The sequence below is a fragment of the Streptomyces sp. NPDC005794 genome (assembly GCF_042871445.1).
GTDB lineage: Bacteria > Actinomycetota > Actinomycetes > Streptomycetales > Streptomycetaceae > Streptomyces.
In genome coordinates, this window is record NZ_JBIAIN010000002.1 from 399,277 (window position 1) to 425,997 (window position 26,721).

Consider the following 26,721-nt stretch of genomic DNA (forward strand, 5'->3'; position numbering starts at 1 on the left):
CACTGCGGTCCTGGTCGCGGTCATGGTCGTCCTGATGCTGTGCCTGAGCCTGCTCGGGCTCTGTTACGGGGCGTCATGGGCTTCCCCCGGCGAGGTGTTCGCCGTGCTGACCGGCGCGGACCACTCCGTGGTGATCTCGGACTGGCGGTTGCCGCGGGTGCTGGCAGGGCTCGTCTTCGGCGCCGCGCTCGGCGTGGCGGGGGCGATCTTCCAGAACCTCACCCGCAACCCGATGGGCAGTCCGGACGTCATCGGGCTCGACGCGGGCGCCTACACCGGTGCTCTGGTCGCCATCACCGTCCTGTCCGGCACGTCCGCGCAACTGGCCGCCGGCTCCGTGATCGGCGGGCTCGTCGTCGCGGCCGCGATCTACCTGCTGGCGTTCGAACGGGGCTTCTCCGGGCTGAGGCTGGTGGTGATCGGCATCGCCGTGAACGCGATGGTGACCGCGATCAACTCGTGGATCGTGCTGCGCGCCGAGCTGGAGGTGGCGATCGCCGCCGTCGGCTGGAGCGCGGGCTCACTCAACGGCGTGAGCTGGGAGGACCTGGGAATCCCGTTCGCGCTGATCGCCGTGCTGCTGATCCTGATGACCACACGGGCGCACGCGATGCACCAGGCATCGCTCGGCGACGCGGTCGCGACCACCACCGGCGTCGGGCTCAACCGGCTGCGGCTGCTGATGGTGCTGGTCGGCGTCGGCTGCACGGCCACGGTGACCGCGGTCGCCGGGCCGATCGCGTTCATCGCCCTGGCGGCCCCGCAGATCGGCCGCAGGCTCGCCGGAGCGGCCGGTGTGCCGCTGCTCCCGGCCGCGTTGACCGGAGCGGTTCTGCTCCAAGGCGCCGATCTGCTCGCCCAGATGCTGCTGGCGCCCGTCGCGCTGCCGGTGGGAGTGGTGAGTACCGCGATCGGCGGTTGCTATCTGATCTGGATGCTGACCAAGGAGGTGAGGCGCGCGTGACCGCACGCCTGACCGCGCGGGAGATCACCCTGCGCTACGGAGACCGGGTCGTGTCCACACGGCTGAGCCTCGACGTCCCCGACGGCGCGTTCACCGCCATCGTGGGCCCCAACGCCTGTGGGAAGTCGACCTTGCTGCGCGCCCTGGTGCGGCTGATGCGCCCGGAGGCCGGACACGTGGAGCTCGACGGCCGTGCGGTCGGCGACTACGCGCCCAAGGCCCTGGCCAGGCAACTCGGCTTCCTGCCCCAGGACCCGCTGGCGCCCGAGGACATCAAGGTCCGGCAGCTCGTGAGCCGGGGACGGTTCCCGCACCAGTCGCTGCTGGCTCTGTGGTCCCCGGAGGACGAGGAGGCCGTCACCGGGGCGATGGCTGCCGCCGGTGTCGAGGACCTGGCCGGCAGACCGGTGCAGGAACTCTCCGGTGGTCAACGCCAGCGGGTGTGGACAGCGATGGTGCTGGCCCAGCGGACGCCCTACCTGCTGCTCGACGAACCGACGTCGTTCCTGGACATCACCCACCAGTACCAACTGCTCGGCCTCCTGGCCCGGTTGCGCGACGAGGGCCGGACGGTGATCGCCGTACTGCACGACATCAACCAGGCGTGCCGATACGCCGACCACCTGGTCGCCATGAGGGACGGCCGGGTGGTCGCCGAGGGCGCCCCCGGGGCCGTCGTGGACGCCGCACTGATCAAGGACGTCTTCGACCTGCCGAGCGTCATCGTCCCCGACCCGGTGACAGGCACACCCATGGTCGTCCCCACACTGCAAGGAGAGTAAGTTGAGCACCGCAAGCGTGGCCTCGGACGGCCTTCTCGCCCTGACCCGCGCCCAGTTGGGTATCTGGAACGCGCAGCGTCTGGAGCCGGACTCGCCGTACTACGTCGTCGGTGACGTCGTCGAGATATCCGGCACCGAGCCGGTCGACGTCGACGCGCTGGTCGAGGCGGTCCGGGCGACCACGGAAGAGGCCGAGACGCTTCGCTTGCGGGTGTACGACACTCCGGAAGGGCCACGCCAGAGGGTCAGCGAGGAGCCGGTCGAGCCGCCCGAGGTGCTCGACGTCAGTGCGGCGCCCGATCCCGCGGCCGCCGCCCAGGCGCTGGTCGACGCCGAGCGGGCGCGGGCGGGCGAGGAATGCCGGGGAATGGTGGACCGGCCGCTCTGCTCACGTACCGTCATCCGGCTCTCCGACGGCGAGGTCTGGTACACCCAGCTCGGCCACCATCTGGTCTTCGACGGTTACACCGCCGCGATGCTCGCGCGCCGCACCGGTGCCCGCTACACCGCCCTGGTACGGGGGAGGGAGCCCGCCAGGTCGACCTTCGGTGCCGTCGCCGGCCTCGTCGCAGCCGACCAGGCCTACCGGGACAGCGACCGGTTCGCCGAGGACCGCGCGTACTGGGTCGAGCGGTTCACCCCGCTCCCCGAACTCGGCTCCCACGACGGCTCCCACGACGATCCCGGCACCGCCGACGGCGTGCCGGACCGCACCCTGACCGCCCGCGCGGTCCTCACGTCCGAAGAGACCGCCCGGCTACGGGAGTTCGCCGACAGCGAGGGAGTCACCTGGGGCGAGGCGCTGATCGCCGGTTACGCCGCCTTCCTGCACCGCATGCTGGCCCGCACCGACGTGGTGTTCGCGCTGCCGCTGATGTGCCGGGCGGGCTCGGTCGAGCTGCGCACACCCGCCATGGCGGTCAACGTGCTGCCCCTGCGGGTGACCGTGCGCGGCGGCGACCGGCTCGGCGAGCTGAGCCGGCGGGTGTCCTCCGCCATGCGTGAGATGCGCGACCACCAGCGGTACCGGGGCGAGGACCTGCCGCAGGACCTCGGAGTGCCCGGCGCCGGCGCGCTGTTGCACGGACGCGGGATCAACCTCAAGGCGTTCGACCTGGCGATCGACTTCGCGGGGTCCGGCGGTGTGATGCGCAACGTCGCGGGCGGCCCGCCCGAGGACATGGGACTGAGCGTCCTGCCGACCCGCGACGGCGGGCTGCTGCTCGGCTTCGAGGTCGACGCCAGGACCCACGACCAGGCGGCGGTCGACAGCCTGCTCGCCGGGCTGCGGACCCTGCTGACCGCGCTCGTCGACGGCCGGCCCGTCGGACAGATCGCGATGACGGACGACGTCGACGGCCTCATGGCGGCCTGGTGCCCGCCCGCGCTGCCCGGCACGCCGGTGGACGTACCCACCGCGTTCGACGCGATGGCCGCCGCCGACCCCGGCCACACCGCCCTGGTCTGCGGTGACGAGCGGCTGAGCGCGGCGGACCTCGCCGGCAGGGTGCACCGGCTGGCCCGTGCGCTGCGGGCCCGCGGGATCGGCCCCGACGACGTCGTCGCCCTCGCGCTGCCGCGTTCTGCCGACTCGGTGACCGCCCTGCTGGCGGTGCTGGACGCCGGCGCCGCCTTCCTGCCTCTGGACGCGGCGTACCCGCCCGAGCGGCTGCGCGGTCTGATCGACGACACCCGCCCCGCGCTGGTGGTGACCGACGGAACGGTCGACGGGCTGCCGTGGAAGACCCTGCTCGGTGAGGCCGACGGTCTGTCCGGCGCGCCGCTGACGGCTGACGAGCTGGCCGCGCCCCGGCACCCCGAGCACCTCGCCTACGTGATCCACACCTCCGGGTCGACCGGGCGCCCCAAGGGCGTACTCGGCCGGGCAGGCGGCCTGGCGGCTCTGTTGCACCACCAGCGGTCCACGGTCGTCGCGGAGGCCGAACAGGCCGCGGGCAGGCGGCTGCGCGCCGCCCACACCTACTCGTTCGCCTTCGACTCCGCGTTCGACCACCTGGTGTGGCTGCTGTGCGGGCACGAACTGCACGTCTACGACGCCGAGACCATCCGCGACGCCGACGCCCTGCTCGCCGCGTACGACCGCGACGGCGTCGACATCGTGGACACCACGCCGTCGATGGCCCTGCCACTGGTCGAGGGCGGCCTGCTGGACCGGCGGCCGACACTGCTGGTCCTCGGCGGCGAAGCCACCCCGCCCGCCCTGTGGCGCCGGGTCGCCGAGTCGGGGACGACCGCGCGCAACATCTACGGGCCGACCGAGGCGACCGTGGACAGCACCACCGCGCGGATCGACGACGGCGAGCCGACGATCGGGCACCCGCTCGCGGGCACCCGGACCTATGTACTGGACAGCGCGCTGCAGCCGGTGCCCCCCGGCACGACGGGTGAGCTCTACCTGGCGGGTCCGCATCTGGCGCGCGGCTACCTCGGTCGGCCCGGAGCCACAGCCGACCGCTTCGTCGCCGATCCGTTCGGCGCACCGGGGGAGCGGATGTACCGCACCGGCGACCTGGCCCGATGGGTGCCCGGCCGGGGTCTCACGTACGGAGGCCGGGGCGACGGGCAGATCAAGATCCGTGGGCACCGGGTGGAGACCGGCGAGGTCGAGTCGGCCCTCGCGGCGGTCCCCGGGGTCACCGCGGCTGCCGCCAGGGTGCTGTCGTCCCGGCTGATCGGATACGTCGTGTCCACCTCGGTCACCGGCGACGCGGTGCGCGCGCACCTCGCCGAGCGGCTGCCCGACCACCTGGTGCCCGCGGCGGTGGTCGTGCTGGCCGCGCTGCCGGTCACGCCCAACGGGAAGCTCGACCGCGCAGCCCTGCCCGCGCCCGCGTCGGCCGGCGGCGGCCGGGAGCCGCGTACCGAGCGGGAGCGCCTGCTCTGCGCCGTTCTCGCCGAAGCGTTCGAGGTCGAGCGGGTCGGCGTGGACGACGACTTCTTCGCCCTCGGAGGGGACAGCATCACCGCGATCACCGTCAGCAGCAGGCTCCGGGCCGCAGGTCTCGGGCTGCGGCCGCGGGACCTGCTGGCACGCCGCAGTTTCGCAGCGCTGGCCGCCTCCGCCGAGCTGCTGGAGAACGTGCCCGAGCCGGTGGACGACCCGATCGGGCCCGTACCCGCGCCGCCGATCGTGGCGAGCCTGCTCGCCCCCCATCCTGACGTGGACGTCGTCGCCGGGTACGCGCAGTGGACCGCCCTGAGCGTCGGCGCTCTGGACCACGACGACCTGGTCACCGGCGTGCAGGCCGTGCTCGACCACCACGACGCCCTGCGGCTGCGGGCGGACGACGGACTTGAGGTGCTGCCCCGTGGCGCGGTGCCGGCCGTCGTCGACGAGGTCCACGGCGAGGACGTGACCGGTCTGGCCGGCCGGCTGGCGGGGGAGCTCGACCCCAGGGCGGGCGACCTGCTGCGGGTGGCCCTGCTCCGCACCGGTGACGGCACCCCGGACCGGCTGGTCGTCGTCGTGCACCACCTCGCCATGGACGGCGTGTCCTGGCGCGTCCTGCTGCCCGACCTGCACACGGCCTGCACGGGTGGCGCCCTCGAACCGGTCGGGACGTCCTGGCGGCGGCACGCCCTGCTGCTCGCCGGCCAGGGGACGTCCGGTGCGCGACGGGGCGAACTCGACCACTGGCGGGCCGCGCTCGCCTCCGCCTCCCGGCTGGGCGCCCGGCCGCTCGACCCGGCACGCGACACGGTCGCGACCGCCCACCGTTCGGTCACCGTCGCCTCGCCCGAGGTCACCGAGGCGCTGCTGACGACCCTGCCCACGGCGTACCGCGCCGGGGTCGACGAAGTCCTGCTGGCCGCGCTCGTGCTCGCCCTGCGGGGCTGGGGCCTGTCCGGCGACGAGGTGACCGTCTCGATGGAGGGCCACGGCCGCGAACACCTCGACCTGGCACGCACGATCGGCTGGTTCACCAGCGAGTACCCGGTCCGCGTTCCCGCGTCCGGCGACGTGGGCCGGGCGCTGCGCACCGCCAAGGAGGCCAGGCGCGGCGTTCCCGACGGCGGCGTCGGCTACGGCGTCCTGCGCCACCTCGACCCGGGTACGGCGGCCGAACTCTCGGCCACCCCGTCCCCGGACGTCCTGCTCAACTACCTCGGCCGCTTCGCCCCGTTGGCCGCGACCGGATGGCGTCTGCCGGAGCGCGACGCCTTCTCGGTGACCGAGCCCGACGCCAAGGCCCTGGAACAGGTGCTGGCCCTCAACTGCTTCGTCCACGAGGAGGGCGCGCCACGGCTCGCCGTCGAGTGGACGGCGGCGACCGGGGTCATCGGCGCCGACGTCGTGGCGACCCTGCAGACAGCCTGGGCCGAGGCTCTGGACACGCTGGCCGCGCACGCGCTGCACACCACGGGCGGGCTCACCCCGTCCGACCTCCCGCTGCTGGATCTCGACCAGAGCGCCATCGACGCCCTCGAACGCACCGGTCGCATCGCCGACGTACTGCCCGCCACACCCCTGCAGGTCGGGCTGTCCTTCCACACCCTGGTCCGTGACGACGACGAGACCGACGTCTACGTCGTCCAGGCCGTGACCACCCTCGTCGGCGAGCTGGATCCGGACCGCATGGCCGAGGCCGCACACGAACTGCTGCGCCGTCACCCGGCCCTGCGCGTGTACCTGGGCACGGCCGGCGACGACGTGGTGCAGGTGATTCCCGCCGACGTCTCCCTGGACTGGCGGGCGGACGACCGGTTCCCCGAAGCCGCCCGCGCCGATCTCGAGCGCCCGTTCGACCCGAACCGGCCGCCGCTGATCCGCTTCCTGCTGTCCCGCGTCGGGCCCGCCGAGCACAAGCTGGTGATCACCAACCACCACGCCCTGCTCGACGGCTGGTCGATGCCGCTGGTCGGCCGCACCCTGCTCGCCCTCTACGCCGAGCTGAGCGGCGGACCCGCCGCGCCCACCGCTCCGCCGCTGTCGGAGTACTTCCGGTGGCTGGCGGGCCGGGACCGGGAGGTGTCGCTCACGGCGTGGCGGGACGCGCTCGCCGGCGTCGACGAGGCGACGCGGCTGGCGCCCACGGTCACCGGGGGGACCGGCATCGAGCGGCCGGGCCGTGAAACCCTCGGACTGGGCCGCGAGTTCAGCGACCGGATCCGCGCGTTCGCCCGCGAGGAGGGCGTCACCCTCACCACGGTGCTCCAGACGGCGTGGGGGCTGCTGCTGGGCAGACTCACCGGACGCCTCGACGTGCTGTTCGGCTGCCCGGTCTCCGGGCGGCCCGCCGAGGTCGACGGAGTGGAGTCGATGATCGGCCAGCTCGGTACCACGATCCCCGTACGCGTCCGGCACACCCGGGACACGACCGCGCGTGACCTCATGGCACAGGTGCACGCCGAGAGCGTCGCGCTGGCCGAGCACCACCACGTCGGTCTGCCCGAGATCCAGCGGGCTACGGGTATCGGCGAACTCTTCGACACGATGCTGGTGATGGAGAACTTCCCGCTCTCCAGCCGGAACCGCACCCCGCTCGCCCCCGGGCTCGACCTCGCGGGGGTGGACATCACCGACGCCACCCACTACGCGCTGACCGTCATCGTGATCCCCGGCGACGACATCACCATCGGCCTTGGCTACCAGCCGCGCGCCTTCGACGGGTCGACCGTGCGCGACTACGGCCGCTGGCTGCACAACCTCCTCCGGGAGATCGTCGACGACCCTGCGCGGCCCGCCGTCCGGCTGCCGGCGCTCGACGCCGGCGAGCGGGACCGGATGCTGCGCACCGGCACCGGGATCGTCGCGGCGAAGACCCGCGGACACTGGCTGGACGAGTTCGCCGCCTGGGCGGGCCGCAAGCCCGACGCCGAGGCCCTGGTCTGCCGCGACCGCAGTCTCAGCTACGCCGAACTGGACCGGCAGGCCAACCGGCTGGCCCACGCGCTGATCGCGCGCGGGGTCCGGCCCCAGGACCCGGTCGCGGTCCTGCTCGGACGCGACGTCGAGATGACCGTGGCCCTGTTCGGCGTGGCCAAGGCGGGCGCCGTGTACGTACCCATGGACGCGAGTTACCCGCGTGAGCGGCTCGCCTACATGTTCGATGACATCGCCCCGGCCGCCGCCGTGACGACCGGCGCCGAACTGCCCGTGGCCCGCGACGTCCCCGTACTGCGGCTGGACGACCCGGCCACGCTCGCGTCGATGCCGGACACCGACCCGGCCCAGGCGCGTGCCGCACTCACCGAGGACGCCCTCGCCTACGTCATCTACACCTCCGGAACCACCGGGCGGCCCAAGGGCGTCGGCGTGACCCACCGCGGCGTGCCCGACCTCATCGCGCTCCAGGAGGAGGTCGTCGGCATCACCGAGCACGACCGCTACCTGCACTTCGCGTCGACCAGCTTCGACGTCGCGTTCTGGCAGACCATGGTGCCGCTGCTCTCCGGCGGTACGTCCGTGATCGCACCCGAGGAGGTGCGCGTCCCCGGCGACGAACTCCTCGACTACATCGTCGAGCACCGGGTGACCGGGGTGAACCTGCTCCCCTCGTTCCTGGCCGCGATGCCCGACGACCGCACCGTCGACCCCGACGTGTTCTTCGTCGTCGGCGCCGAGCGGCTCGACCCCGAACTGGCACGGCGCTGGGGCCGGGGCCGCAGGGCGCTGTTCAACGCCTACGGGCCGACCGAGGTCACGATCAACTCCACGACCTGGCGGTACGACCCGGACGACACCGGACCGCTGCCGATCGGCCGCCCGGACCCCGACGTCCGCGCGTACGTCCTCGACGGCGGGCTCCAGCCGGTCGGTGTCGGCGTGACGGGCGAGCTGTACCTCGGCGGGCCGAGCCTGGCCCGCGGATACCTCGGCCGCCCCGGCCTGACCGCCGCGACGTTCGTCGCCGACCCGTTCGGCCCGCCGGGGGAGCGCGTCTACCGCACGGGCGACCTCGTGCGGTGGCGGCCGGACGGACAGCTGGTGTTCCTCGGCCGCGCCGACCACCAGATCAAGATCCGCGGGTTCCGCGTCGAACTGGGTGAGATCGAGTCCACCCTGACCAGCCATCCCGACGTACGCGCCGGCGTCGTGATCACGAGGGAGGGCAGGCTCGTCGGCTACGTCATCCCGACCGACGGCGCCGACCTCGACACCGCACGGCTGCGCGCCCACCTGGCGGAGCAGCTGCCCGACCACATGGTGCCGACGGAGCTCGTCCCGATCGACCGGCTGCCGCTGGGCCCCGGCGGCAAGCTCGACGCCGCGGCCCTGCCGGCTCCCGAGACCACGGCCGCGGCGCGGCGCGAACCCGCGACCGAGGCCGAAGCGGTGCTGCTCGGTGTGTTCCGTGAGGTCCTGGGCACCGACGACATCGGCCTCGACGACGACTTCTTCGCCGTCGGCGGCGACAGCATCGTGTCGCTGCAAGTGGTGTCGCGGGCCCGCCGCCACGGGCTCGGCCTGAACGCACGCGACGTCTTCGAAGGGGAGACGGTCGCCGGGATAGCCGCCCGGACCCGCGACCTCGACGGCGCCGAGGCACCCGCCGTCGGGGACGCGCCGCTGACTCCGGTCATGCGGGACCTGCTGCGCCGCGCCGGATCCGCAGCCGACGGCTTCTGCCAGTGGGTGGAGATCTGCGTCCCGCCAGGAGGCGACGAGGCAGCCTGGCAGGGCGTGCTCGACGCGCTGCTGGCCCGGCACGACGTGCTGCGGGCCCACCTGGCCGACGACGTGCTGCGCATCCCGGCCGTCGGCCGGGTGACCGGGGCCGATGTACTGACCCGCGTACCGGCGGACGGTGGCCTGCGGGCCGCCGCCGATGCCGCGACCATGGCGGCCCGGGAGTCGATGGACCCGCGCACCGGTCCGCTGCTGCGCGCGGTGTGGGTGGACGCCGGGCGGGACCGGCCGGGCCGGCTCGTCCTGCTCGCCCACCACCTGGTCGTCGACGGCGTGTCCTGGCGCGTGCTGCTCGACGACGTGGAACACGCCCACTCCGGTGGGGCGCTGGCCCGGCACGGCCAGTCGTTCCTCGGCTGGGCGCGCTCCCTGCACGACGCCGACCGGCGGACCGAACTGCCGCACTGGCAGCGGATGAAGGCCACCCCGGCACTCACCCGTCCGCTCGATCCCGCCAGGGACACCGTGGCCACCGCGACGCACCACGAGATCCGGCTCGACGCCGAATCGACCCGCGCACTGATCACGACTCTGCCCGCCGCCCACCGCACCACACCGGACGCCGTCCTGCTGACGGCACTCGCCCAGGCGGTACGGGCCTGGCGAGGGACGCCGCGGCTCCTGGTCGCACTGGAGAGCCACGGCCGCCCGCGGCAGGTCGACCTGTCCCAGACCGTCGGCTGGTTCACCGCCGTCCACCCCGTACTGCTCGACGCCGACGACGACGTGCAGGCGGTCAGGGAGCGGCTCCGCGCACAGGGCGACGGCCTCGGCCACGGCGTCCTCGCGGCCGCGGGCCTGCTGGACCCCGTGGAACCGGAGGTCGCCTGGAACTACCTCGGCCGCTACCCCGGCGCACCCGCCGAGGAGACGCCGTGGCAGGCTCCCCCGGACGCCGATCCACTCGGCTCGGGCGGCTCCGACGCGATGCCCCTGTCCCACAGCCTCATGGTCAACGCCCTCGTACGCGACGACGGGCTCGGGGTCCGGATCACCTGGCCCTCCGCGCTGTTCACCGCCGCAGAGATCGACGACCTGGCCGAGTACCTGCGGACCGCGCTCCTGCGCGCCGCCGCCGTACCGGAGATCACGGAGCTCGGGTCCGGCCGCCAGGTCGCCGAGGTGCAGCCGCTCACCCCGTTGCAGGAGGTGATGCTGCGGCATTCGCGCACCGAGCGCCCCGACCCGTACACCGTGCAGTCGGCGTTCTCCCTCGCCGGTCCGCTCGACATCGACGCCCTGCGCGCGGCGGGCGACGACCTGCTGGCCCGCCACCCGAACCTGGGCGCCGTGTTCCCCGCCTCCCTGGCGGTGATCCCCGTGTCGCCCCGGCCGGACTTCCGGGTGACCGACGGACCGGCCGACGAGGTGCTGGCCGCCGACCTGGCCGAGTCCTTCGACCTCGGTCAGGGCCCGCTGGTCCGCCTGACCGTGATCCGGCTCGGCCGCGACCGCGCCGACCTGGTCCTCACCACCCACCACGTGCTCTCCGACGGCTGGTCCGCCCCGCGCATCCTCACCGAGCTGTTCGCCCTCTACACGGCCCGGCTCCGGGGCGGGGCACCGGACCTGCCCGCCCCCGTGCCGTTCTCCGGGTACCTGCGCTGGTGCGCCGACCACGAGCCCGACCTCTCCGCCTGGGCGGCCGAGCTGGACGGACTGCCCGAGGGCGACTACCTCAGCGGCGGCCGGCCCGGTCCGGAACGGCTGGCACCCGAGGTCATCGCGTTCGACCCGGTGCTGGTCGCCGACCTCACCGACCTCGCCGCACGGCGCGGTCTGACCCGCAACACCCTGGTGCAGGGCGCCTGGTCGGTGCTGCTCGCCCGCCGCTCAGGCCGCACGGACGTCTGCTTCGGCGCCATGGTCGCCTGCCGTCCCCCCGAGCTCGAAGGCGTCGAGGAGATCATCGGGCTGCTGGCCAACACCGTCCCCGTACGCGCACGGCTCGACGGCACCCTCGCGGAGACGCTCGCCGGCCTCCAGGCCCGGCAGCGGGCCCTGGTGGAGGACCAGCACGTCGCCCTGGCCGATCTGGAACGCCTGACGGGACGGCACAGGCTGTTCGACAGCATGGTGGTGTTCGAGAACTACCCGGTCGACCCGGAACGCCTCCGCGAACCCGCCCCTGGGCTCAGGGTCGTCGGAACCCGCTTCCGTGAGGCCACGCACCACCCGGTGACCCTGACGGTCATGCCGGAAGGCGACGGCTGGACCGGCGTGCTCGCCCACCGGTACGGCGCGGACGTCGACGGGCTCGCCGAGGATCTGCTCGACCTGCTCCGCACGCTGGACGAACACCTCGACCGCGATGTGCGCGCCCTCCTGGAGGACCGATGACCGGGGACGTCGCACCGCCCGTTGAGAGGGTGGACCGGGATCTGCTGCGGGTCGCCTTCATCCTGGTGCTCGGCACGTTCATGGCCACGCTGGACGGCACGATCGTCAGCGTCGGCATCGACGTCCTGACCCACGAGTTCGGCGCGTCCGTCGCGGAGATCCAGTGGGTCACCACGGCCTACCTGCTGGCCGTGGTGGCCGCCGTGCCCGCGTCCGGCTGGCTGGCCGGCCGGTTCGGCGGGCGGCGGACCTGGCTCGTCGCCGTGGGCGTGTTCCTGCTCGGCTCGGTGCTGTGTGCGCTGGCCTGGTCGGCGGCCAGCCTGATCGTCTTCCGGGTGATCCAGGGGCTCGGCGGCGGGCTGCTGCCCGCGACCGGGCAGGCGCTGCTGGCCCGCGTCGCGGGCCCGGGCCGCACCGGTCGGGTGATCAGTGTGGTCGCGGTCGTCCCGCTGCTGTCACCGGTGTTCGGCCCGCTGGTCGGCGGCTCCGTCCTCGAAGTGGCGTCGTGGCCGTGGCTGTTCCTGATCAACCTGCCGATCGGCGGTTTCGCCGTGCTGCTCGCCCGCCGCTACGTGCCCGTGGTGCCGCCGTCGACACGGCGCACGCCGTTCGACCTGCGGGGGGCCCTGCTGCTCTCGCCGGGCCTGGCCGTGCTGGTGTACGGGCTGACCGAGGTGGCCCAGGGCCGTACCCTCCCGGCAGTGACCGGTGTGGTGGTGGGGCTGGCCATGCTGGCCGGCTTCACCGTGCACGGGCTGCGGACCCGACGCACCCCGCTGGTCGACCCCCGGCTGTTCGCCCGGCCGCCCTTCGGCGCCGCCGCCCTCGCGCTGCTGGTCCTGGGCGCGTCGGTGTTCGGCACGATGTTCCTGCTGCCGCTGTACTTCCAGACCGGCCGGGGGCTCTCGCCGTGGGAGGCCGGGCTACTCCTCGCCCCCCAGGGGCTGGGCGCGGCCGCCGGTTCGGTCCTGGTCACGCGCACCATCGACAAGGTCGCGCCGCGCACCCTGGTGGTGACCGGCATCGTGCTGATCCTGGCGGGGACGGTTCCGTTCACCCAGCTGGGCCACGACGTCCCGGACGCGGCGATCGCCGCGGCGCTCGCGGTCCGCGGCCTCGGGATGGCGATGGTCGGCGCGCCCGTGATGAACATCGTCTACAGCCGCATCGAGCCCGAGCAGTTGCCCCGCGCGTCCGGAGCGCTCAACCTGCTGAACACCGTGGGCGGTTCGGTGGGTACGGCCGCCCTCGCCGTGGTCCTGGAGAGCCGGCTTTCCGCCCGTGGCCCGGACGTGGCATGGGCGTTCGCCGACACCTTCTGGTGGGTGCTCGGCTTCTGTCTGCTGGCCGCCGCCGGGGCCACGAGACTGCCCCGGACCCAGGCCGGAATGCGATGACGCGCCCCTGCCGGCGCCGTGCACGGTGCGACACCCGTACGATCTCCGGCGGAGCACGCGAGCCGGACGAGTAACGGGGGATTTCACATGCAATGGCCCGCCCGCCAGGAATTCGACCGCTGGGCCGGACGGCAGCAGAGCTGGGGTGCCGGCCTCATGGTGATCTCGGCAGCCCTGTTCCTCTGGCTGGGCTACCTGCTGCTGATGCCTTTCAGCGCGCCGGACGGCGCCTTCGACGAAGTCGCTTGTGAGGCCCCGCTGTTCCACGACAGTGAGGACACCACGCACAGCAAGGACACGCCGTACAGCGAGGACGTGCACCGGCTGTGCGCCGTCGAACGGGACTGGCCTGAGCTGCTCGGGATCGGCATCCTCGCCGTGCCGCCCGCGGTCGCGGGTGCGGCGCTGTTCACCAGCGGGAGCGCGCGCAAACGGGCGAGCGCCCACGTCTTCCGCATCCTGGAGATGCAGGAGTCCGAGGAGCGCCGCGCACGGCAGAAGGCCCGGCCGAAACCATGAGCGCGCCTCAGGGGTACTCCTGTGGGGCGTTCCGCGGCGAGCCGGCCCAGCCGGACAGGAAGCTGAGGGCTTCCGCCGACCGGGAGGCGGGCTCGGCGGTGTAGACGAGCAGGGTCTGGTCCGTCGTGCCGCGTACGTCCAACACCTGGAAGTCGAGGCTGAGCTCGCCCGCGGTGGGGTGGACGAACCTCTTGCGTCCGTAGCTCTGGGCGCGGACGTGGTGGTCCGACCACCAGCGGCGGAAGTCGGCGTCCTTCAAGGACAGCTCTCCGACCAGCCGGGCCAGTGCGGGGTCGTCCGGATAGCGGCCCGCTTCCATTCTCAGATAGGAGACGCACTCCTTCGCGACCTTCTCCCAGTCGGCGTACAGGCCGCGGACCCCGGGATCGAGAATCGCGAGGCGGATGTGGTTCCGCTGACGAGCCGGCAGCGCGGCGAAGTCGGTGAACAGGGCCGCGCCCAGGCTGTTCCAGGCGAGGATGTCCATCCTCCTGCCGAGGACGAGAGCGGGCACGCCCGTCATGCTGTCCAGCAGCACACGGGTCGCGGGGGACACCGATGACGCGGGGGCACCTGCGGAACGCGTCCTGCTCGCAGCGGAGTTCATGGCCGCGCAGCGCAGCAGGTACTCCTCCTCGTCCGGGCGCAGGTTCAGTGCGCGGGCGAGTGCGGTCAGCACCTCGGGCGACGCGGACTTCGCGCGTCCCTGCTCCAGACGGACGACGTAGTCCACGCTGACGCCTGCCAGCGCGGCGAGCTCTTCCCGCCTCAGCCCCGGCACACGGCGTCGGCCTGCCGTCGGCATGCCCGCCTGTTCCGCGGTGATCCGTGCGCGACATGCCCGCAGGTACTCGCCCAGCTCCGTCATGTTCCGTCCTTCCTCCGCCTCCGATGGTAGGCAGACGACAGGTCAGGCGGCACCGGCCCTCGTGTCGTCGTGATCGGTGGACAGGGCCAGGTGCCGCCAGGCAGCGGACTCCTCCCGCAACTGGGCGATCTTGCGGTCCAGTTCCGCTACGCAGTCGCTGCCCAGCTGGGCGCGCAGGGGCGGATTCTTCGCGTCGGCGAGGACGAGTACGGCTGCGGCGCCCTTGACGGGGTCGCCCGGCTGGGTGTGGTTGAGGCCGGGGACGGAGTCCCGTACGGCGCCGGCACTCGGGGCGTAGTCGTCGATGAGGCGGCCCTCGGTGTGCAGGCTGGTCCGGTCGAGGAAGTCGGTGCGGAAGTACCCGGGCTCCACGAGGGTCACGTCGATGCCCAGCGGGGCCAGCTCCTCGCGCATGGCCTCGGAGAGCCCCTCCACGGCGAACTTGGTCGAGCAGTAGACGCCGAACCCCGCGGAACTGGCGAAGCCGCCCAGCGAGCTCAGGTTCAGCACGCGTCCCGCTCGCCGCCTGCGCATCACCGGCAGCACGGCGCGGCTGACGTTGAGCAGTCCGAAGACGTTGGTGTCGTACAGGGCGCGGACGGCGATGTCGGAGGATTCCTCGACCGCGGCGAGCAGTCCGCGTCCGGCGTTGTTGACCAGGACGTCGATGGTGCCGAAGGCATCGACGGCGGAGGCGGCGGCGTCGTGTGCCTGGGCCTCGTCGGTGACGTCCAGCGCGAGTGCGAGGAGGCGGTCACCATGGCCGGGCAGAGCCTCGCGCACCGCTTCGGGGTCGCGCGCCGTGGCCACGACGCTGTCGCCGCGTTCCAGCGCCTGACGACTGATCTCCAGACCGAATCCGCGAGAGGCGCCGGTGATGAACCAGGTGGTCATGTTCGTTTCCGTTTCGACGTATGAGGATTCTTGCGCGGACGGCGCGGAAGCGGCTTCCCGCCCGGACTTCCTGCGCCGTGATCCATGCTCGGGCCGCGCCGGGAAACCGACCAGGGACGTTCCTTCCTGGGTGCGCGGACATAGGAAGGCCAGTACCACCCGGCACCCGGACCCCAGCCGCAGACCTCGCGCGGTGGCTACGGTCGCGTCGTGTGGGTCAGCAGCCGCTCGGCCTCCAGCAGCACCCGCTCGTTGATGTAGCGCTCGGCGCCGAACCCGAGGGCGGCCGCCTCCTGAACCCGGGGACGATGTCGCCCGAATGCCGGGGGAGGGGCGTCGGCTTCGGCATCGGGCGGGTGATCCGCTGTGAGGAGGACCTCAGGTGTATGTATTGGCCTCCCGCAATAATTCATATTTAATAACATCGGTGGTTGTCCCCGGGCATCACCGACCGCTTGTCCCCGGGCATCACCGACCGCCCGAACGCCGTCCGCGCCGCAGCTTCCGGAGTCGCCCCATGCCGTCCACAGACCCTCAGACGTCCGTGCGGGCGCGCCGTTTCGACGGACGTGCCGTCGTGGTCACGGGAGCGGCCGGGGGGATCGGCGCCGCCACCGCCCGGCGTCTCGCGGACGAGGGGGCCCGGGTCCTGGTCGCCGACATCGACGCGACGGAGGGCGAGCGCACCGCCCGTGCCATCCGGGACGCCGGGGGAGAAGCCCTCTTCCACCGCACCGATGTGAGCGACGAGGGCGCCTGGGTGTCCGCGCTGGACGCCGTGCACGAGGCGTACGGCCCCGTCTCGGCGCTCGTCTCCAACGCCTACGCCGTACGCGTCGCACCCGCCCACGACACGACGCTCGACCAGTGGAACCAGCAGCTCGGTGTCACCCTGACCGGCGCGTTCCTCGGTTTCCGAGCCTGCCTGGACGACCTGCGCGCCACTCGTGGCAGTGCCGTCCTGATCTCTTCGGTCCACGCCCTCGTCGGGTTGCCGGGGCGCCCCGCCTACGCCTCGGCGAAGGCGGGACTGACCGGTCTGGCCCGGCAGCTGGCCGTCGAATACGGACCCGAGGTGCGCGTCAACGCCCTGCTGCCCGGCCCCGTGCTCACCCGCGCCTGGGACGGCATCAGCGAGGAGGACCGGCGCAGCAGCGCCGAGCAGACCGTGGCCGGGCGGCTCGGGCGGCCCGAAGAGGTCGCCGGGGCGACCGCCTTCCTGCTGAGTGAGGACGCCTCCTTCGTCACCGGTGCCTCGCTGGTCGTCGACGGCGGCTGGAGCGCCTACAAGACCAGCGCCTGAACCCCGCGCCCTCCCGCCACGAAGGATGCCCGTGCCCCGGTGCGCCCGTCCGCCCGGCCGCACCCGGCCGTACCAAGGAGAAGCATGAAGATCACCCGCGTCGAGACGTTCGCGGTGCCGCCCCGCTGGCTGTTGTGCCGTGTCGAGACGGACGACGGCGTCGTCGGCTGGGGCGAGCCGGTGGTCGAGGGCCGCGCCGCCACGGTCCGCGCCGCCGTGCACGAGCTGTCCGAGCTCCTCGTCGGGCAGGACCCGCTGCGGATCGAGGACCACTGGCAGACCATGACCAAGGGGTCGTTCTACCGTGGTGGACCGGTCCTCTCCAGCGCGGTCGCCGGACTGGACCAGGCGCTCTGGGACATAGCCGGCAAGGTCTACGGCGCACCCGTGCACCAGTTGCTCGGCGGCCCGGTGCGCGACCGGGTGCGGGCCTACACCTGGGTCGGCGGGGACGAGCCCGCTCAGATCGCCGATACCGTGCGGGAGCAGGTCGAGGCCGGGTTCACCGCCGTGAAGATGAACGCCTCCGGGCGGATGAACCGGCTGGCGACCACCCGCGACATCGACGAGGTCGTCGCCCGAGCCGCCGCCGCACGCGAGGCGCTCGGCGCCGACAGGGACTTCGCCGTCGACTTCCACGGCCGGTTCACGGTCGCCAACGCCGCCAAGGTGCTGCCGCACCTCGCCCCGTACAACCCGCTGTTCGTCGAGGAGCCCGTACTTCCCGAGTACACCCACCGGCTGCGTGACCTGGCCGCGGGATCGCCCGTGCCACTGGCCACCGGGGAACGGCTCTACTCGCGCACGGAGGTGCTCCCCGCGCTGACGGCCGGGGTGGCGGTCATCCAGCCCGATCTCTCCCACGCCGGCGGTATCTCCGAGGTCCGCCGGATCGCCGCGCTCGCCGAGACCTTCGACGTGCTCCTCGCTCCGCACTGCCCGCTGGGGCCCGTCTCGCTCGCCGCCAGTCTGCAGATCGCCTTCAGCACCCCGAACTTCCTCATCCAGGAACAGAGCATCGGCATCCACTACAACGTCGGCGCGGGCCCGCTGGACTACCTGGTCGACACGTCGCCGCTCGACTTCCACGACGGGCATCTCCTGCGGACCACGGCCCCCGGTCTCGGCATCGAGGTGGACGAACGAGCGGTCCGCGCCGCCGACAACACCGTCCAGGACTGGCACAACCCGCTCTGGCGCCACGCCGACGGTTCCTTCGCCGAATGGTGAACCCGTCCCGACCGCACGCCCTCCCCGCGACCCTCTTGGACGTGAACGACATGCATTCGCTGACCCCTCTGCACAGTGCCACCTTCGCCGCCGTGCTCCGCCGCACGCGCCTGGCCGCCATCGTCCGCGGCCCGGATCCCGACGCCGCCCTGCGCACCGTCCTGACCCTCGCGGAGGAGGGCGTGGCCCTCGTGGAGGTCTCCCTCAACACCACCGACGCCCTCGGAGTCGTACGCCGAGCCGCCGCCGAGGTGGGGCCAGGAACCGTCGTCGGCGTGGGCACCGTGCTGACCGAGGACGACGTCGCCCGCGCCCAGGAAGCCGGGGCCGGCTGGATCGTGACCCCCGCACTCACCGAAGCCGTGGCCGCGTCGGTCCGGGCCGGGCTGCCGGTTCTGGCCGGCGCTCTCACTCCGACCGAGGCCGTCGCGGCCCGGAACGCGGGAGCCGACGCCGTCAAGCTGTTCCCCGCCTCGCTCGGCGGCCCCGCCTACCTCAAGGCCCTGCGCGACCCCTTCCCCGACATGCCGTTCGTCCCCGTGGGAGGAGTGGACCTGGCCGGCGCCGAGCAGTACCTCGCCCACGGCGCGGTCGCGGTCGGTGTCGGCTCGCCGCTGGTGGGCGACGCCGCGCGCGGCGGCGACCTGGCCGCCCTGCGGGCACGCGCCCGCCGCTTCGTCGCGCTCTGCGCCGGACACACGCGGGAGGAGGCGTGACCGCCGCACCCGAGAGGCAGGCCGCGTCCGCCGATGTGCTGACGTTCGGTGAGACCATGCTCGCCGCCCAGCTGCCCGGCGCCCTGGCGGTCGGCGCGCAGGCCCGGACCACCGTCGCCGGCGCCGAGTCGAACGTCGCCATCGGTCTGGCCCGGCTGGGCCACCACGCCGTCTGGGCCGGCCTCGTCGGCGACGACGAGCCCGGGCGCCTCGTCCTGCGTACGCTCCGCGGCGAAGGCGTCGACATCACCCGAGCCGCCACCCACGCCACGGCCCCCACCGGTGCGATGCTCCGCGAGCGACGCGTCGCGGACCTCGTCCGTGTCCACTACTGGCGCAGCCACTCCGCCGGCTCACGGCTCACCCCCGCCGCCGTCGCGCCCGCACTCGGTGCCGGCGCCCGGATCCTCCACCTGACCGGCATCACCTGTGCCCTCGGCCCCGGCCCCCTGGAGGCGGTGCGCACGGCAGCCGCCCACGCCCACGCCCAGGGATGGACCGTCGCCCTGGACGTCAACCACCGGCTGCGGCTCTGGACGGCCGAGGAGGCGGGCAGGGCGATCCGACCGCTGCTGCCGCACCTCACCGTCCTGATCGCCTCGGACGACGAACTCCCGGTCGTCACCGATGCGTTCACCGAGGGCTCCGACGGGGAGGAGCGCGCCGTCGACGCACTGCTGGACGCCGGAGTGCGAGAGGTCGTCGTCAAGCGCGGAGGAGAAGGAGCCGCCTTCCACGACCGGGAGGCCCGGCACTCCCTCCCCGCTCTGCGCGTGCACGTACGGGACACGGTGGGAGCCGGGGACGCGTTCTGCGCCGGATACCTCTCCGGTCTGCTCGACGGGCTTCCGCCGGCCGGGCGTCTCGACCGCGCGAACACACTCGGTGCGTTCGCCGTCGCCTCGGACGGCGACTGGGAGGGACTGCCGCGGCGCGACGAACTCGGCCTGCTCGCCGCCGCACCGGGCACCGCGATCCGCTGACCGGCCCCACCCGCGACTGCCCGCCCACGACAGCTCGGAGAGCCCACCATGACCGTCCTGACCCCCTTGAACTTCCCGGACCGGCTGGAACTGGGCGAGGGCATCCGCTGGGTCGACGGCAGGCTCGTCTGCGTCGACATCCTCACCGGCCGCCTCCTGACACCCGACGGGAAGGGGGCCGCGGCCACACTGAGGACCCTCGCCCGCCTGGACGTACCCCTGGGCGCGGTAGCGCCGGTCGAGGGACGTCCCGGCAGCTGGATCGCGGCGGCCGGTACGGGCATCTGCCTGCTGGGCCCCGGCACGGACACCGGGTGGCTGGCCACCCCCGAGGACGGTGCGGCGACGGCGATGCGCATGAACGACGGATGCGCCGACCCGCACGGCCGGTTCTGGGCCGGGAGCATGGCGTACGACGGGACACCCGGAGCGGGCTCCCTCCACCGGGTCGGCCCCGACGGCTCGGTCACGCGCGTACTCGACGGCATCACGATCCCCAACGGCCCCGCGTTCGACCGGCAGGGCACCACGATGTATCTGGCGGACAGCGCCCGTGGTCTCGTGCGGCGCTTCCCCGTGGATCCGCGTGACGGCGGTCTCGGTACACCCGAGGAGTTCGCCCGGATCGACGGGGGAAGCCCCGACGGCATGACCGTGGACGCCGACGGCGCTCTCTGGACAGCCGTCTGGGGCGCGGCAGAGGTCCGCCGCTACCTGCCGGACGGCACGCTGGACACCGTCCTGCGCCTGCCCGTCGCCCAGCCCGCGGGCGTATGCCTGGGCGGGGACGACCGGCGCACTCTCTTCGTCACCACGGCCCGGGTGGGGCTCTCCTCACCCGGGCCGCTCGACGGCGCGGTCTTCCGGGCCCGGGTCGACGTACCGGGCCTTCCGACGGCCGCGTACCGGACCGCCCTGCGCTGAGCGGGGGTCAGCTCTCCGCGAGGGGGACCGATCCCAGTACGTCCGGTCCGCAGCGCACTTCCAGAACGACGGCAGCCGGGTCCGCCGCCGGCACGCGGTCCAGGACCAGGGGTGCGCCCGCGGCGCAGGAGCCGAGGCCGCGTGTCTCGCGTACCCGGCCTTCCGCGTCCCGCAGCAGCACGTCGACCGGGCCCGAGCCCATCGGCACACAGATGCCGGTCACCGTTCCCCTCGTGTACGCGAGCGGCTCGCTCCACCAGGCGTCCCGGCCCACGGAGGTCACCGCGCCGAGGCGTGGGCCGAGCGAGACGGCGCAGTCCAGCTCGGTCGTGTCACCCGGAGCCAGCTCCAGGTAGGGGCCGAGCACCTCGCACTCCACGACCCGGTGGCTCGGCCGCAGCCCGCCGAGGTGCTCCAGCGGCTTCTCCAGCGGATGCTCCATCCAGACCTCGGCCCGCGAACCACCGTCCGTGTAAGGGGCGGTGGGGTCGACGGGGAAGCTGCAGGTCCAGGTGCCGGACGGGCCCACATGGGCGATCCACCCGGCCGCGTCGGGGAATCCGACCTTGCCGACCACGTCCTGCGCCGGGAGGTGCAGGACGCCTCCGTGGCGCTCGACGTGCGGGCGCCCGGTGCCCGCGACCAGGTCGACCGATTCCGGTGCACCCGATCCGGCCGACCCGAGCCACACACCGTCGCCCGGCTGCCGGGACGGGTGCCCGGGCAACTGCGTGACGTTCCAGAGGGCCCAGCGGACGCTCTCTCCGGCCGTGTTGAGGGCCGTCAGCCGCAGCCCGAAGTCGCTCCGGCCCGCATCGAGAGTGATCCGCCGGGTGAGGCGGAGGCCGGTACGCGGGTCGTCCGCGCTGGTGAGGGTGACGACGGCGCGCGAGCCGTCGTCCGCCACGTCCACCGCGCAGACGTACGGCCCCGAGTCGAGTACGGGGTCCGGGGGGCCGGCCCACTCCGCCGGTCCCGACCAGCCCTGCGGGGCCGGCCATGTCTTGTCGCCGCCCCAGTTGTGCCAGGCGGACATCGGCCCGTCGTGCGGGCCGACGGTCCGAGGGTCGCGGGCGTTCAGCTCCTCGTCGAGGAGGGCCGGATCGCGGTGCAGGAACTCCTGCCCGTCGCGGACCGCCGAGAGGATACGACCGCCCAGGGCGGGCGCGATCACCAGGCGGACCAGGCCGTTGTCCACCTCCACGACCTCGTGCCCGGTGCGGGCCCGACGGACGGCGCGCACCGGCCCTCCGGCGGTGCGACGTGCGGGTGCGGATGTGCTGTTCACAGACGTACTCCTGGGGAAACGGGGCCGGACGGCAGGGGGCCGGGAGGCCACCCGCCGTCCGGGTCATGCGGGGGACGGACGGCGACGGGCGCAGTACGACGGCCGCCCACACCGAACCTGGGCACGCCGAACCGGCAGACCGGCCGGATCAGTCCTCGAAGACGAGGCAGACCTTGCCCGCCGCGCGGCCGGCCGCTGCCTCGTAGGCGCGCCCCGCCTCCGACAGCGGGAAGCGGTCACTGACCAGCCGCTCGGGGTGCAGCTCGCGCCGGGCCAGCATTTCGGCCAGCCGGGTCATGCCCTGGACGGAGGTGACCCAGGAGCCGGAGATCTGCACCTGCTTGTGGAGGACGTCGTCCGAGACGTCCAGCGTCATCTGCCCGCCCTCGCCGACGAGGGCCAGCCGGCCGCGTACCCGCAGGGCCTTGAGGGCGAGGGAACGCGCCCCGGGGTGGCCGGAGCAGTCGACAGCCGCTTCGACACCGGTGCCGCCCGTCAGTTCGTGGACCCGCCGGAGCGGCTCGTCCGACGAGTCCAGCACCTCGTCGAACAGGCCGAGGGAACGTGCCCACTCCATGCGCTCCGGAACCACCTCTGCGCCGTACACGGTCGTCACGCCGAAGGCCCGGGCGACCAGGGCGGCGGCTGCGCCGACCGGGCCGAGCCCGGTGACCAGCAGACGGTCCGCGCCGCTCACCGCGATCCTGGAGAGCGCCTCGTAGACCGTGCCGATGCCACAGGCGATGAACGCGCCGTCGACGTACGTCAGCGGTTCGGGCAGCGGGACGCAGGTGTTCTCGTCGGCGAGCACGTAGGGGGCGTGGCCGCCGTCGCGCTGCCACCCGTAGGCGGCTCGGGACTCGGAGGTGCAGCCGATGAAGTACCCGCGGGCACACTCGTCGCACTGGCCGCAGCCGGAGATGTGATAGACCGCCACCCGGTCACCGGGCGCGAGCCGCTTGCAGCCGGGACCCACCTCGACGACCTCGCCCGCGGGCTCGTGGCCGGCCACCACGTTGTCGTACGCGGCACCGCCCTCGCCGATGTGACCGTTGTAGATGTAGTGGATGTCGCTCCCGCAGACCCCGGAGGCCCGCGTGCGCAGGACGACCTGGCCGTGGCCGGCGCGGGGACGCGGCGTCTCGCGCAGGTCGACGGTGCCGTCGCCGGGCAGGAAGGCGCCGACCATCGTCGGGCCGTCAGCGGTGCCGGTGTGTGTGCTCATGATGTTCCTCGTTGCTTCGGTGCTGCGTGCGGGGTGACTTACGGCGGACCCGGGGGCGGGGTCAGGACGACAGGAGGTCCTTCGGCGCGGTGGGTGAGGCGCCGCGGGTGCGCCGGGAACCAGGGTCCTCGGGCACGTCCAGGTAGCGCCAGGTCAGCAGGGCGCCGACCAGGTACATGCCGATGTAGACGAGGACGACGCCGGTGTGGCCGACGAGCGGATCGACGACGGAGTACGTCAGCGGCCCGATGAAGGTGGAGAGCCCGGCGGCGAGGCTGTAGATGCCCATCGCGTTGCCCTTGTCCTCCTCGGGCACCAGGGACGGCAGCAGGGCGGACAGCGGGATGTATCCCGCGAGCATGATGCCGTAGACGACCGTGGCCAGCAGCGCCACCGTGTAGTTGCCCGGGGCGAGCTGAGGGACCCAGTAGACGAGCGCCACACCGACCGCGCAGCCGACGCCGCCGGCCCAGGCGATGGTGTCGCGCCAGCCGAGCCGGTCGCTGAGCTTGCCGAAGAACGGGTCGGCGAGGATGCCGATGACCCCCATGAAGGTGACCAGCGCCAGGTACTTCGACTCGCTGATGCCGATGTCGTCGGTGAAGAACGACGGCAGGAACACGAAGAACCCGAAGTACGGCGTCGTGTTGATCATCCGGACCACCGCGGCCACGCCGATGCGCGGATGGCGCTTCAGCACGCTGACGCCCCGCACGAGTTCACCGCGCACGGTGAAACCGGGCGCCGAGGTGTCCACCATCGGGCGGGTGCCGCGGACCTCCCGTACGGCGAACGAACCGATCGCCGCGCCCACCACGACCAGCCCGAGGGAGAGCCAGAACGTGGCGTAGGCGCCGAGCAGGGGGATGCTCACGGCAGCGATGCCGGAGCCGATGGTGGGCAGGCCCGCGCTGTAGGCGAACCAGAACCAGCCGGCGGCGGACCCGCGCAGCTCCTTGCGGGCGGTCAGCTGGATCCAGAGCAGGAAGGCGTAGGCGAAGAGCGGGTAGGCGATGCCACGCAGCCCGTAGAAGACGTAGACGAGTACCTGGTTGTGGCTGGGGAGCGCCACCGTGAGGAAGAGGACCTCGAAGACGATCCAGAGCACCGCGCCTATCCGCATCACACGGCGTGGGCCCCACAGGTTGGAGAGCGCGCCGGAGAGCCATGAGCCGATCGCGACGAAGGCGCCGTAGACGCTGATGACGAGGCCAGCGCCGGAGGAGCTGAAGCCGCTGTCCCGCAGATACGGCTCGAGGTAGTTCGACTCGACCCCGTCGCCGATCATGAAGATCAGAACGGCGACATAACCCCACATGAGGGGTCGGGGGATACCCATGCGCTCCACCCATGGCAGCGCGCTGCGTGGCGTCGTCGGCACACCGGGGGCTGTGCTCATCGAAGTTCCTTCCTGGGCCCGGTGGGGGCCGGGGGACGTGGTCGAAGCGGCAAGCGGAGTTATTAAATATGAATTATTCTGATGGTTCAATGGTGTCGCTGCTCACAGAGCCCTCCGGGTCCCGGGGGCCGGGCGCCCGGGGCCGTACCGACCAGGCATGGTGGGCCCTGCAACGCGCCGTGCGCCCGCCCGTACGGCTTCACCAGGACGAGGAGGCAGGCCATGGCGGCCTACGTCGGCAGGGGCATACACGGTCAGGTCGTGGAGGCCCTGGGGTACCGGATCGTCTCGGGACGGATCGCGCAGGGGGACACCATCGAGGTACGGTCCGTCGCCGAGGAGATGGACATCAGCCTCACCGTGATGAGGGAGTCGCTGAAGGTCCTCGCCGGCAAGGGGCTCATCGACTCCCGTCAGAAGCGCGGCACGTTCGTCCAGCCGGACCGCGAGTGGAACTTCCTCGACGCCGACGTGATCCGCTGGCGGGTGGCGAGCGGCAACGGCGCGAAGCTGCTCGGCGACCTCGCCGAGGTGCGTGCCATCATCGAGCCGGCCGTGGCACGGCACGCCGCCGGGCGCAGGGGCGAGCGGGATCTCGCCGCCCTCGAGGAGGCGCTGGCGGCCATGAGCACGGCACAGGGTGACGCCGACGTGGCGGCCGCCGCCGACACGGCCTTCCACCGCGCGCTGTTCCTGGCGACCGGGAACGACCTGCTGGCCCGGTTCGATCTGCTGCTGGAGCCCGGGCTGCGGGAGCGCGACCGTCTCGTGCACACACACCGGCAGGACGACGATCCCGTGCCCAGCCACCGCGCGGTCCTGGACGCCGTCAGGGACCGCGACGAGGAAGGCGCGCACACCGCGATGCTGGAGCTCCTCAACAAGGCGACCGCCGACGCGGAGACCGTGACCGGAGGCTGAGCGCGGCGCGGTGTCGCACACGGGTGGGGTCAGGCGCGCAGCAGGGCGTTGCACTCCTGCTGCAGGCGGATGTCCTGCCACATGGGGTGCTGCGGGGCGGCGTTGGAGCACACGACGGCCCCGCGCGCCCCGGCCCGGGCGGCTTCGGAGACGGCGCGGCGGCAGAACGCGGCGCCGACCGGGCCCTCCTCGAAGGTGCCGTGCAGGGGCGTGTACCCGACCCAGCCCTCGCCGAAGACGAACGGCACACCCGTCTCGGCGGACCAGTCGGCCGCGGCCGCGATCCAGATGCCGAGCTTCGCCTCCATCGCGGAACGGTGGACGGCGTAGCGGTCGTAGAGCCAGGCGTCGAAGAGGACCGGGTCGCACCAGTCGTGGAGGTAGACCTCGCGCAGGCCCACGACGGTCGCTTCGAGACGCCACCGGTCCTCCTCGGGCGGGGCCCAGTCCTCCAGGTCGGGTGCTCCGGGGCGGAGGAGTTCCCGCGCGGCACGCTCCTGGGGGAAGGGGCGGGAGGGGTCGCGCAGCGCGTAGGCGTCCAGGAGTTCGTCCAGGACGCCGTACACATAAGGGTGGAAGACGGCCACGTCGACGTCCCGGGGAATGCCGCGCATCGAACCGACGGGCACTTCGGCGTAGTTGACGGTGACCGGCCGGTCGGGGTGCCGCTCACGGAACCGGGCCAGGCCCCGTTCCAGCCGGGGACGCAGGGCCACGACGGTGTCGTCGCCGGTGAGCCCTTCGGCCAGACGCCCTGCCTGGACCTCGTTGTGCAGCTCGGTGAACGCGATCCGGTCGTCCAGGCCGTCGTGGTCGGCGAGGAAGTCGATGAGGCCGGCCAGCGCGTCGGCGAGTGCCTCCGCGCGACGCTCGGGCTCGATCGCCGTGATCGCGTCGAACCAGGCCCGGTCACCTGCGAAGGAGGGCGACTGCTGGTACTCCCAGCTGGAGAGGATGACGAAGCAGTCGTGCCGCCTGGCCGCCTCGAACAGGGCGAGCAGGTGGGCGCGGGCGTCGATCTCGGTGGTGCCGCGTACGTCGTACCAGCGCACCCGCTGCCCGTACGCACCGCCGAGGGGGCCGAGCCGGAGTCTGCTGGTGTCGAGGCCGGTGCCGAACAGAAGCAGCGGCATGGCGCAGACGCGGACGGTGTTGTATCCGCGCTCGACCGCTTCGGCGAAGGCGCGGTCGAGATCGGCGAAGGGCTCGCCGGGGCCGGTGCGGGTGTACCAGCTGAAGTCCCACAGGGAGATGGTGAGGGCGGCGGGAAGATGGGCGGGCAGGGGGGTGGGCATGGCGGAGCGCGCCTTCCGTGGG

17 protein-coding genes are annotated in these 26,721 nt (G+C 73.0%); 11 read left to right on the forward strand and 6 right to left on the reverse strand.

Translation table 11 applies throughout. From position 1 onward, the window contains the following. Nucleotides 1–22 precede the first annotated feature (22 nt). The 5 genes from ACFYQ5_RS04225 (at nt 23) to ACFYQ5_RS04245 (ending at nt 13,653) form a co-directional block, all read left to right on the forward strand. Nucleotides 23–964 (forward strand): FecCD family ABC transporter permease, encoded by a 942-nt coding sequence (locus tag ACFYQ5_RS04225; protein WP_389193108.1) that lies wholly within the window; start codon nt 23–25, stop codon nt 962–964. After that, nucleotides 961–1,746 (forward strand): ABC transporter ATP-binding protein, encoded by a 786-nt coding sequence (locus tag ACFYQ5_RS04230; RefSeq protein ID WP_389192837.1) that lies wholly within the window; start codon nt 961–963, stop codon nt 1,744–1,746. Before ACFYQ5_RS04225 ends, ACFYQ5_RS04230 begins: the two co-directional genes overlap by 4 nt. 1 nt (nt 1,747) lies before the next feature. Beyond that, nucleotides 1,748–11,737 carry an amino acid adenylation domain-containing protein gene (locus ACFYQ5_RS04235; protein ID WP_389192839.1) on the forward strand — a complete coding sequence of 3,330 codons (9,990 nt, stop codon included), beginning with the start codon at nt 1,748–1,750 and terminating at the stop codon, nt 11,735–11,737. Then, on the forward strand, nt 11,734–13,134 hold the full coding sequence (locus tag ACFYQ5_RS04240) for a DHA2 family efflux MFS transporter permease subunit (protein WP_389192843.1): 1,401 nt from the start codon (nt 11,734–11,736) through the stop codon (nt 13,132–13,134). Before ACFYQ5_RS04235 ends, ACFYQ5_RS04240 begins: the two co-directional genes overlap by 4 nt. 87 nt (nt 13,135–13,221) lie before the next feature. After that, complete coding sequence (locus tag ACFYQ5_RS04245) at nt 13,222–13,653, forward strand: hypothetical protein (protein WP_389192847.1); 432 nt, start codon at nt 13,222–13,224, stop codon at nt 13,651–13,653. A gap of 7 nt (nt 13,654–13,660) precedes the next feature. Here ACFYQ5_RS04245 and ACFYQ5_RS04250 read toward each other — a convergent pair whose 3' ends face one another. Together ACFYQ5_RS04250 and ACFYQ5_RS04255 are read right to left on the reverse strand one after the other, a co-directional pair. Then, nucleotides 13,661–14,521, reverse strand: coding sequence for a helix-turn-helix domain-containing protein (locus ACFYQ5_RS04250; protein WP_389192850.1), 861 nt, complete (start codon nt 14,519–14,521; stop codon nt 13,661–13,663). Between the two features lie 42 nt (nt 14,522–14,563). Beyond that, the gene (locus ACFYQ5_RS04255) at nt 14,564–15,415 is read right to left on the reverse strand and encodes an oxidoreductase (protein ID WP_389192853.1); all 852 of its coding nucleotides are present in this window, start codon (nt 15,413–15,415) and stop codon (nt 14,564–14,566) included. A 517-nt stretch (nt 15,416–15,932) separates the two neighbouring features. Between ACFYQ5_RS04255 and ACFYQ5_RS04260 the strand changes: the two genes are divergently transcribed. From ACFYQ5_RS04260 to ACFYQ5_RS04280, 5 genes are all read left to right on the forward strand, one after another. Then, nucleotides 15,933–16,718 (forward strand): SDR family NAD(P)-dependent oxidoreductase, encoded by a 786-nt coding sequence (locus ACFYQ5_RS04260; protein ID WP_389192856.1) that lies wholly within the window; start codon nt 15,933–15,935, stop codon nt 16,716–16,718. A gap of 84 nt (nt 16,719–16,802) precedes the next feature. Beyond that, entirely contained in the window at nt 16,803–17,948 is a 1,146-nt protein-coding gene (gene dgoD / locus ACFYQ5_RS04265) for a galactonate dehydratase (RefSeq protein ID WP_389192859.1), read from the forward strand. Nucleotides 17,949–17,998: 50 nt separating this feature from the next. Then, nucleotides 17,999–18,664, forward strand: coding sequence for a bifunctional 4-hydroxy-2-oxoglutarate aldolase/2-dehydro-3-deoxy-phosphogluconate aldolase (locus tag ACFYQ5_RS04270; RefSeq protein ID WP_389193111.1), 666 nt, complete (start codon nt 17,999–18,001; stop codon nt 18,662–18,664). After that, on the forward strand, nt 18,661–19,647 hold the full coding sequence (locus ACFYQ5_RS04275; protein WP_389192861.1) for a sugar kinase: 987 nt from the start codon (nt 18,661–18,663) through the stop codon (nt 19,645–19,647). Before ACFYQ5_RS04270 ends, ACFYQ5_RS04275 begins: the two co-directional genes overlap by 4 nt. Nucleotides 19,648–19,695: 48 nt before the next feature. After that, nucleotides 19,696–20,571 carry an SMP-30/gluconolactonase/LRE family protein gene (locus ACFYQ5_RS04280; RefSeq protein ID WP_389192864.1) on the forward strand — a complete coding sequence of 292 codons (876 nt, stop codon included), beginning with the start codon at nt 19,696–19,698 and terminating at the stop codon, nt 20,569–20,571. A 7-nt stretch (nt 20,572–20,578) separates the two neighbouring features. On the opposite strand, the gene ACFYQ5_RS04285 is transcribed toward ACFYQ5_RS04280, so the two are convergent. The 3 genes from ACFYQ5_RS04285 to ACFYQ5_RS04295 all read right to left on the reverse strand — a co-directional run bounded on the left by ACFYQ5_RS04285 (nt 20,579) and on the right by ACFYQ5_RS04295 (nt 24,483). Next, nucleotides 20,579–21,859, reverse strand: a complete 1,281-nt coding sequence (locus tag ACFYQ5_RS04285) for a DUF4380 domain-containing protein (protein ID WP_389192867.1) — start codon at nt 21,857–21,859, stop codon at nt 20,579–20,581. A 148-nt stretch (nt 21,860–22,007) separates the two neighbouring features. Continuing rightward, nucleotides 22,008–23,084 carry a zinc-binding dehydrogenase gene (locus ACFYQ5_RS04290; protein ID WP_389192869.1) on the reverse strand — a complete coding sequence of 359 codons (1,077 nt, stop codon included), beginning with the start codon at nt 23,082–23,084 and terminating at the stop codon, nt 22,008–22,010. 61 nt (nt 23,085–23,145) lie between these two features. Continuing rightward, nucleotides 23,146–24,483: an MFS transporter gene (locus ACFYQ5_RS04295; protein ID WP_389192872.1), complete on the reverse strand. Its 1,338-nt coding sequence runs from the start codon at nt 24,481–24,483 to the stop codon at nt 23,146–23,148. Nucleotides 24,484–24,705: 222 nt separating this feature from the next. Between ACFYQ5_RS04295 and ACFYQ5_RS04300 the strand changes: the two genes are divergently transcribed. Beyond that, a complete protein-coding gene (locus ACFYQ5_RS04300) occupies nt 24,706–25,404 on the forward strand; it encodes a FadR/GntR family transcriptional regulator (RefSeq protein ID WP_389192875.1) in 699 nt (232 codons plus the stop codon). 29 nt (nt 25,405–25,433) lie between these two features. Here ACFYQ5_RS04300 and ACFYQ5_RS04305 read toward each other — a convergent pair whose 3' ends face one another. After that, nucleotides 25,434–26,699, reverse strand: coding sequence for a cellulase-like family protein (locus ACFYQ5_RS04305; protein WP_389192878.1), 1,266 nt, complete (start codon nt 26,697–26,699; stop codon nt 25,434–25,436). Nucleotides 26,700–26,721 lie beyond the last annotated feature (22 nt).

What these genes read in the sequence shown, in the direction of transcription:
- ACFYQ5_RS04225 (WP_389193108.1), top strand. Translation starts at nt 23, where the DNA reads ATGGTCGTCCTGATGCTGTGCCTGAGCCTGCTCGGGCTCTGTTACGGG.
- ACFYQ5_RS04240 (WP_389192843.1), top strand. Translation starts at nt 11,734, where the DNA reads ATGACCGGGGACGTCGCACCGCCCGTTGAGAGGGTGGACCGGGATCTG.
- ACFYQ5_RS04245 (WP_389192847.1), top strand. Translation starts at nt 13,222, where the DNA reads ATGCAATGGCCCGCCCGCCAGGAATTCGACCGCTGGGCCGGACGGCAG.
- ACFYQ5_RS04250 (WP_389192850.1), bottom strand. Translation starts at nt 14,521, where the DNA reads ATGACGGAGCTGGGCGAGTACCTGCGGGCATGTCGCGCACGGATCACC.
- ACFYQ5_RS04255 (WP_389192853.1), bottom strand. Translation starts at nt 15,415, where the DNA reads ATGACCACCTGGTTCATCACCGGCGCCTCTCGCGGATTCGGTCTGGAG.
- ACFYQ5_RS04260 (WP_389192856.1), top strand. Translation starts at nt 15,933, where the DNA reads ATGCCGTCCACAGACCCTCAGACGTCCGTGCGGGCGCGCCGTTTCGAC.
- dgoD (WP_389192859.1), top strand. Translation starts at nt 16,803, where the DNA reads ATGAAGATCACCCGCGTCGAGACGTTCGCGGTGCCGCCCCGCTGGCTG.
- ACFYQ5_RS04270 (WP_389193111.1), top strand. Translation starts at nt 17,999, where the DNA reads ATGCATTCGCTGACCCCTCTGCACAGTGCCACCTTCGCCGCCGTGCTC.
- ACFYQ5_RS04280 (WP_389192864.1), top strand. Translation starts at nt 19,696, where the DNA reads ATGACCGTCCTGACCCCCTTGAACTTCCCGGACCGGCTGGAACTGGGC.
- ACFYQ5_RS04290 (WP_389192869.1), bottom strand. Translation starts at nt 23,084, where the DNA reads ATGAGCACACACACCGGCACCGCTGACGGCCCGACGATGGTCGGCGCC.
- ACFYQ5_RS04295 (WP_389192872.1), bottom strand. Translation starts at nt 24,483, where the DNA reads ATGAGCACAGCCCCCGGTGTGCCGACGACGCCACGCAGCGCGCTGCCA.
- ACFYQ5_RS04300 (WP_389192875.1), top strand. Translation starts at nt 24,706, where the DNA reads ATGGCGGCCTACGTCGGCAGGGGCATACACGGTCAGGTCGTGGAGGCC.
- ACFYQ5_RS04305 (WP_389192878.1), bottom strand. Translation starts at nt 26,699, where the DNA reads ATGCCCACCCCCCTGCCCGCCCATCTTCCCGCCGCCCTCACCATCTCC.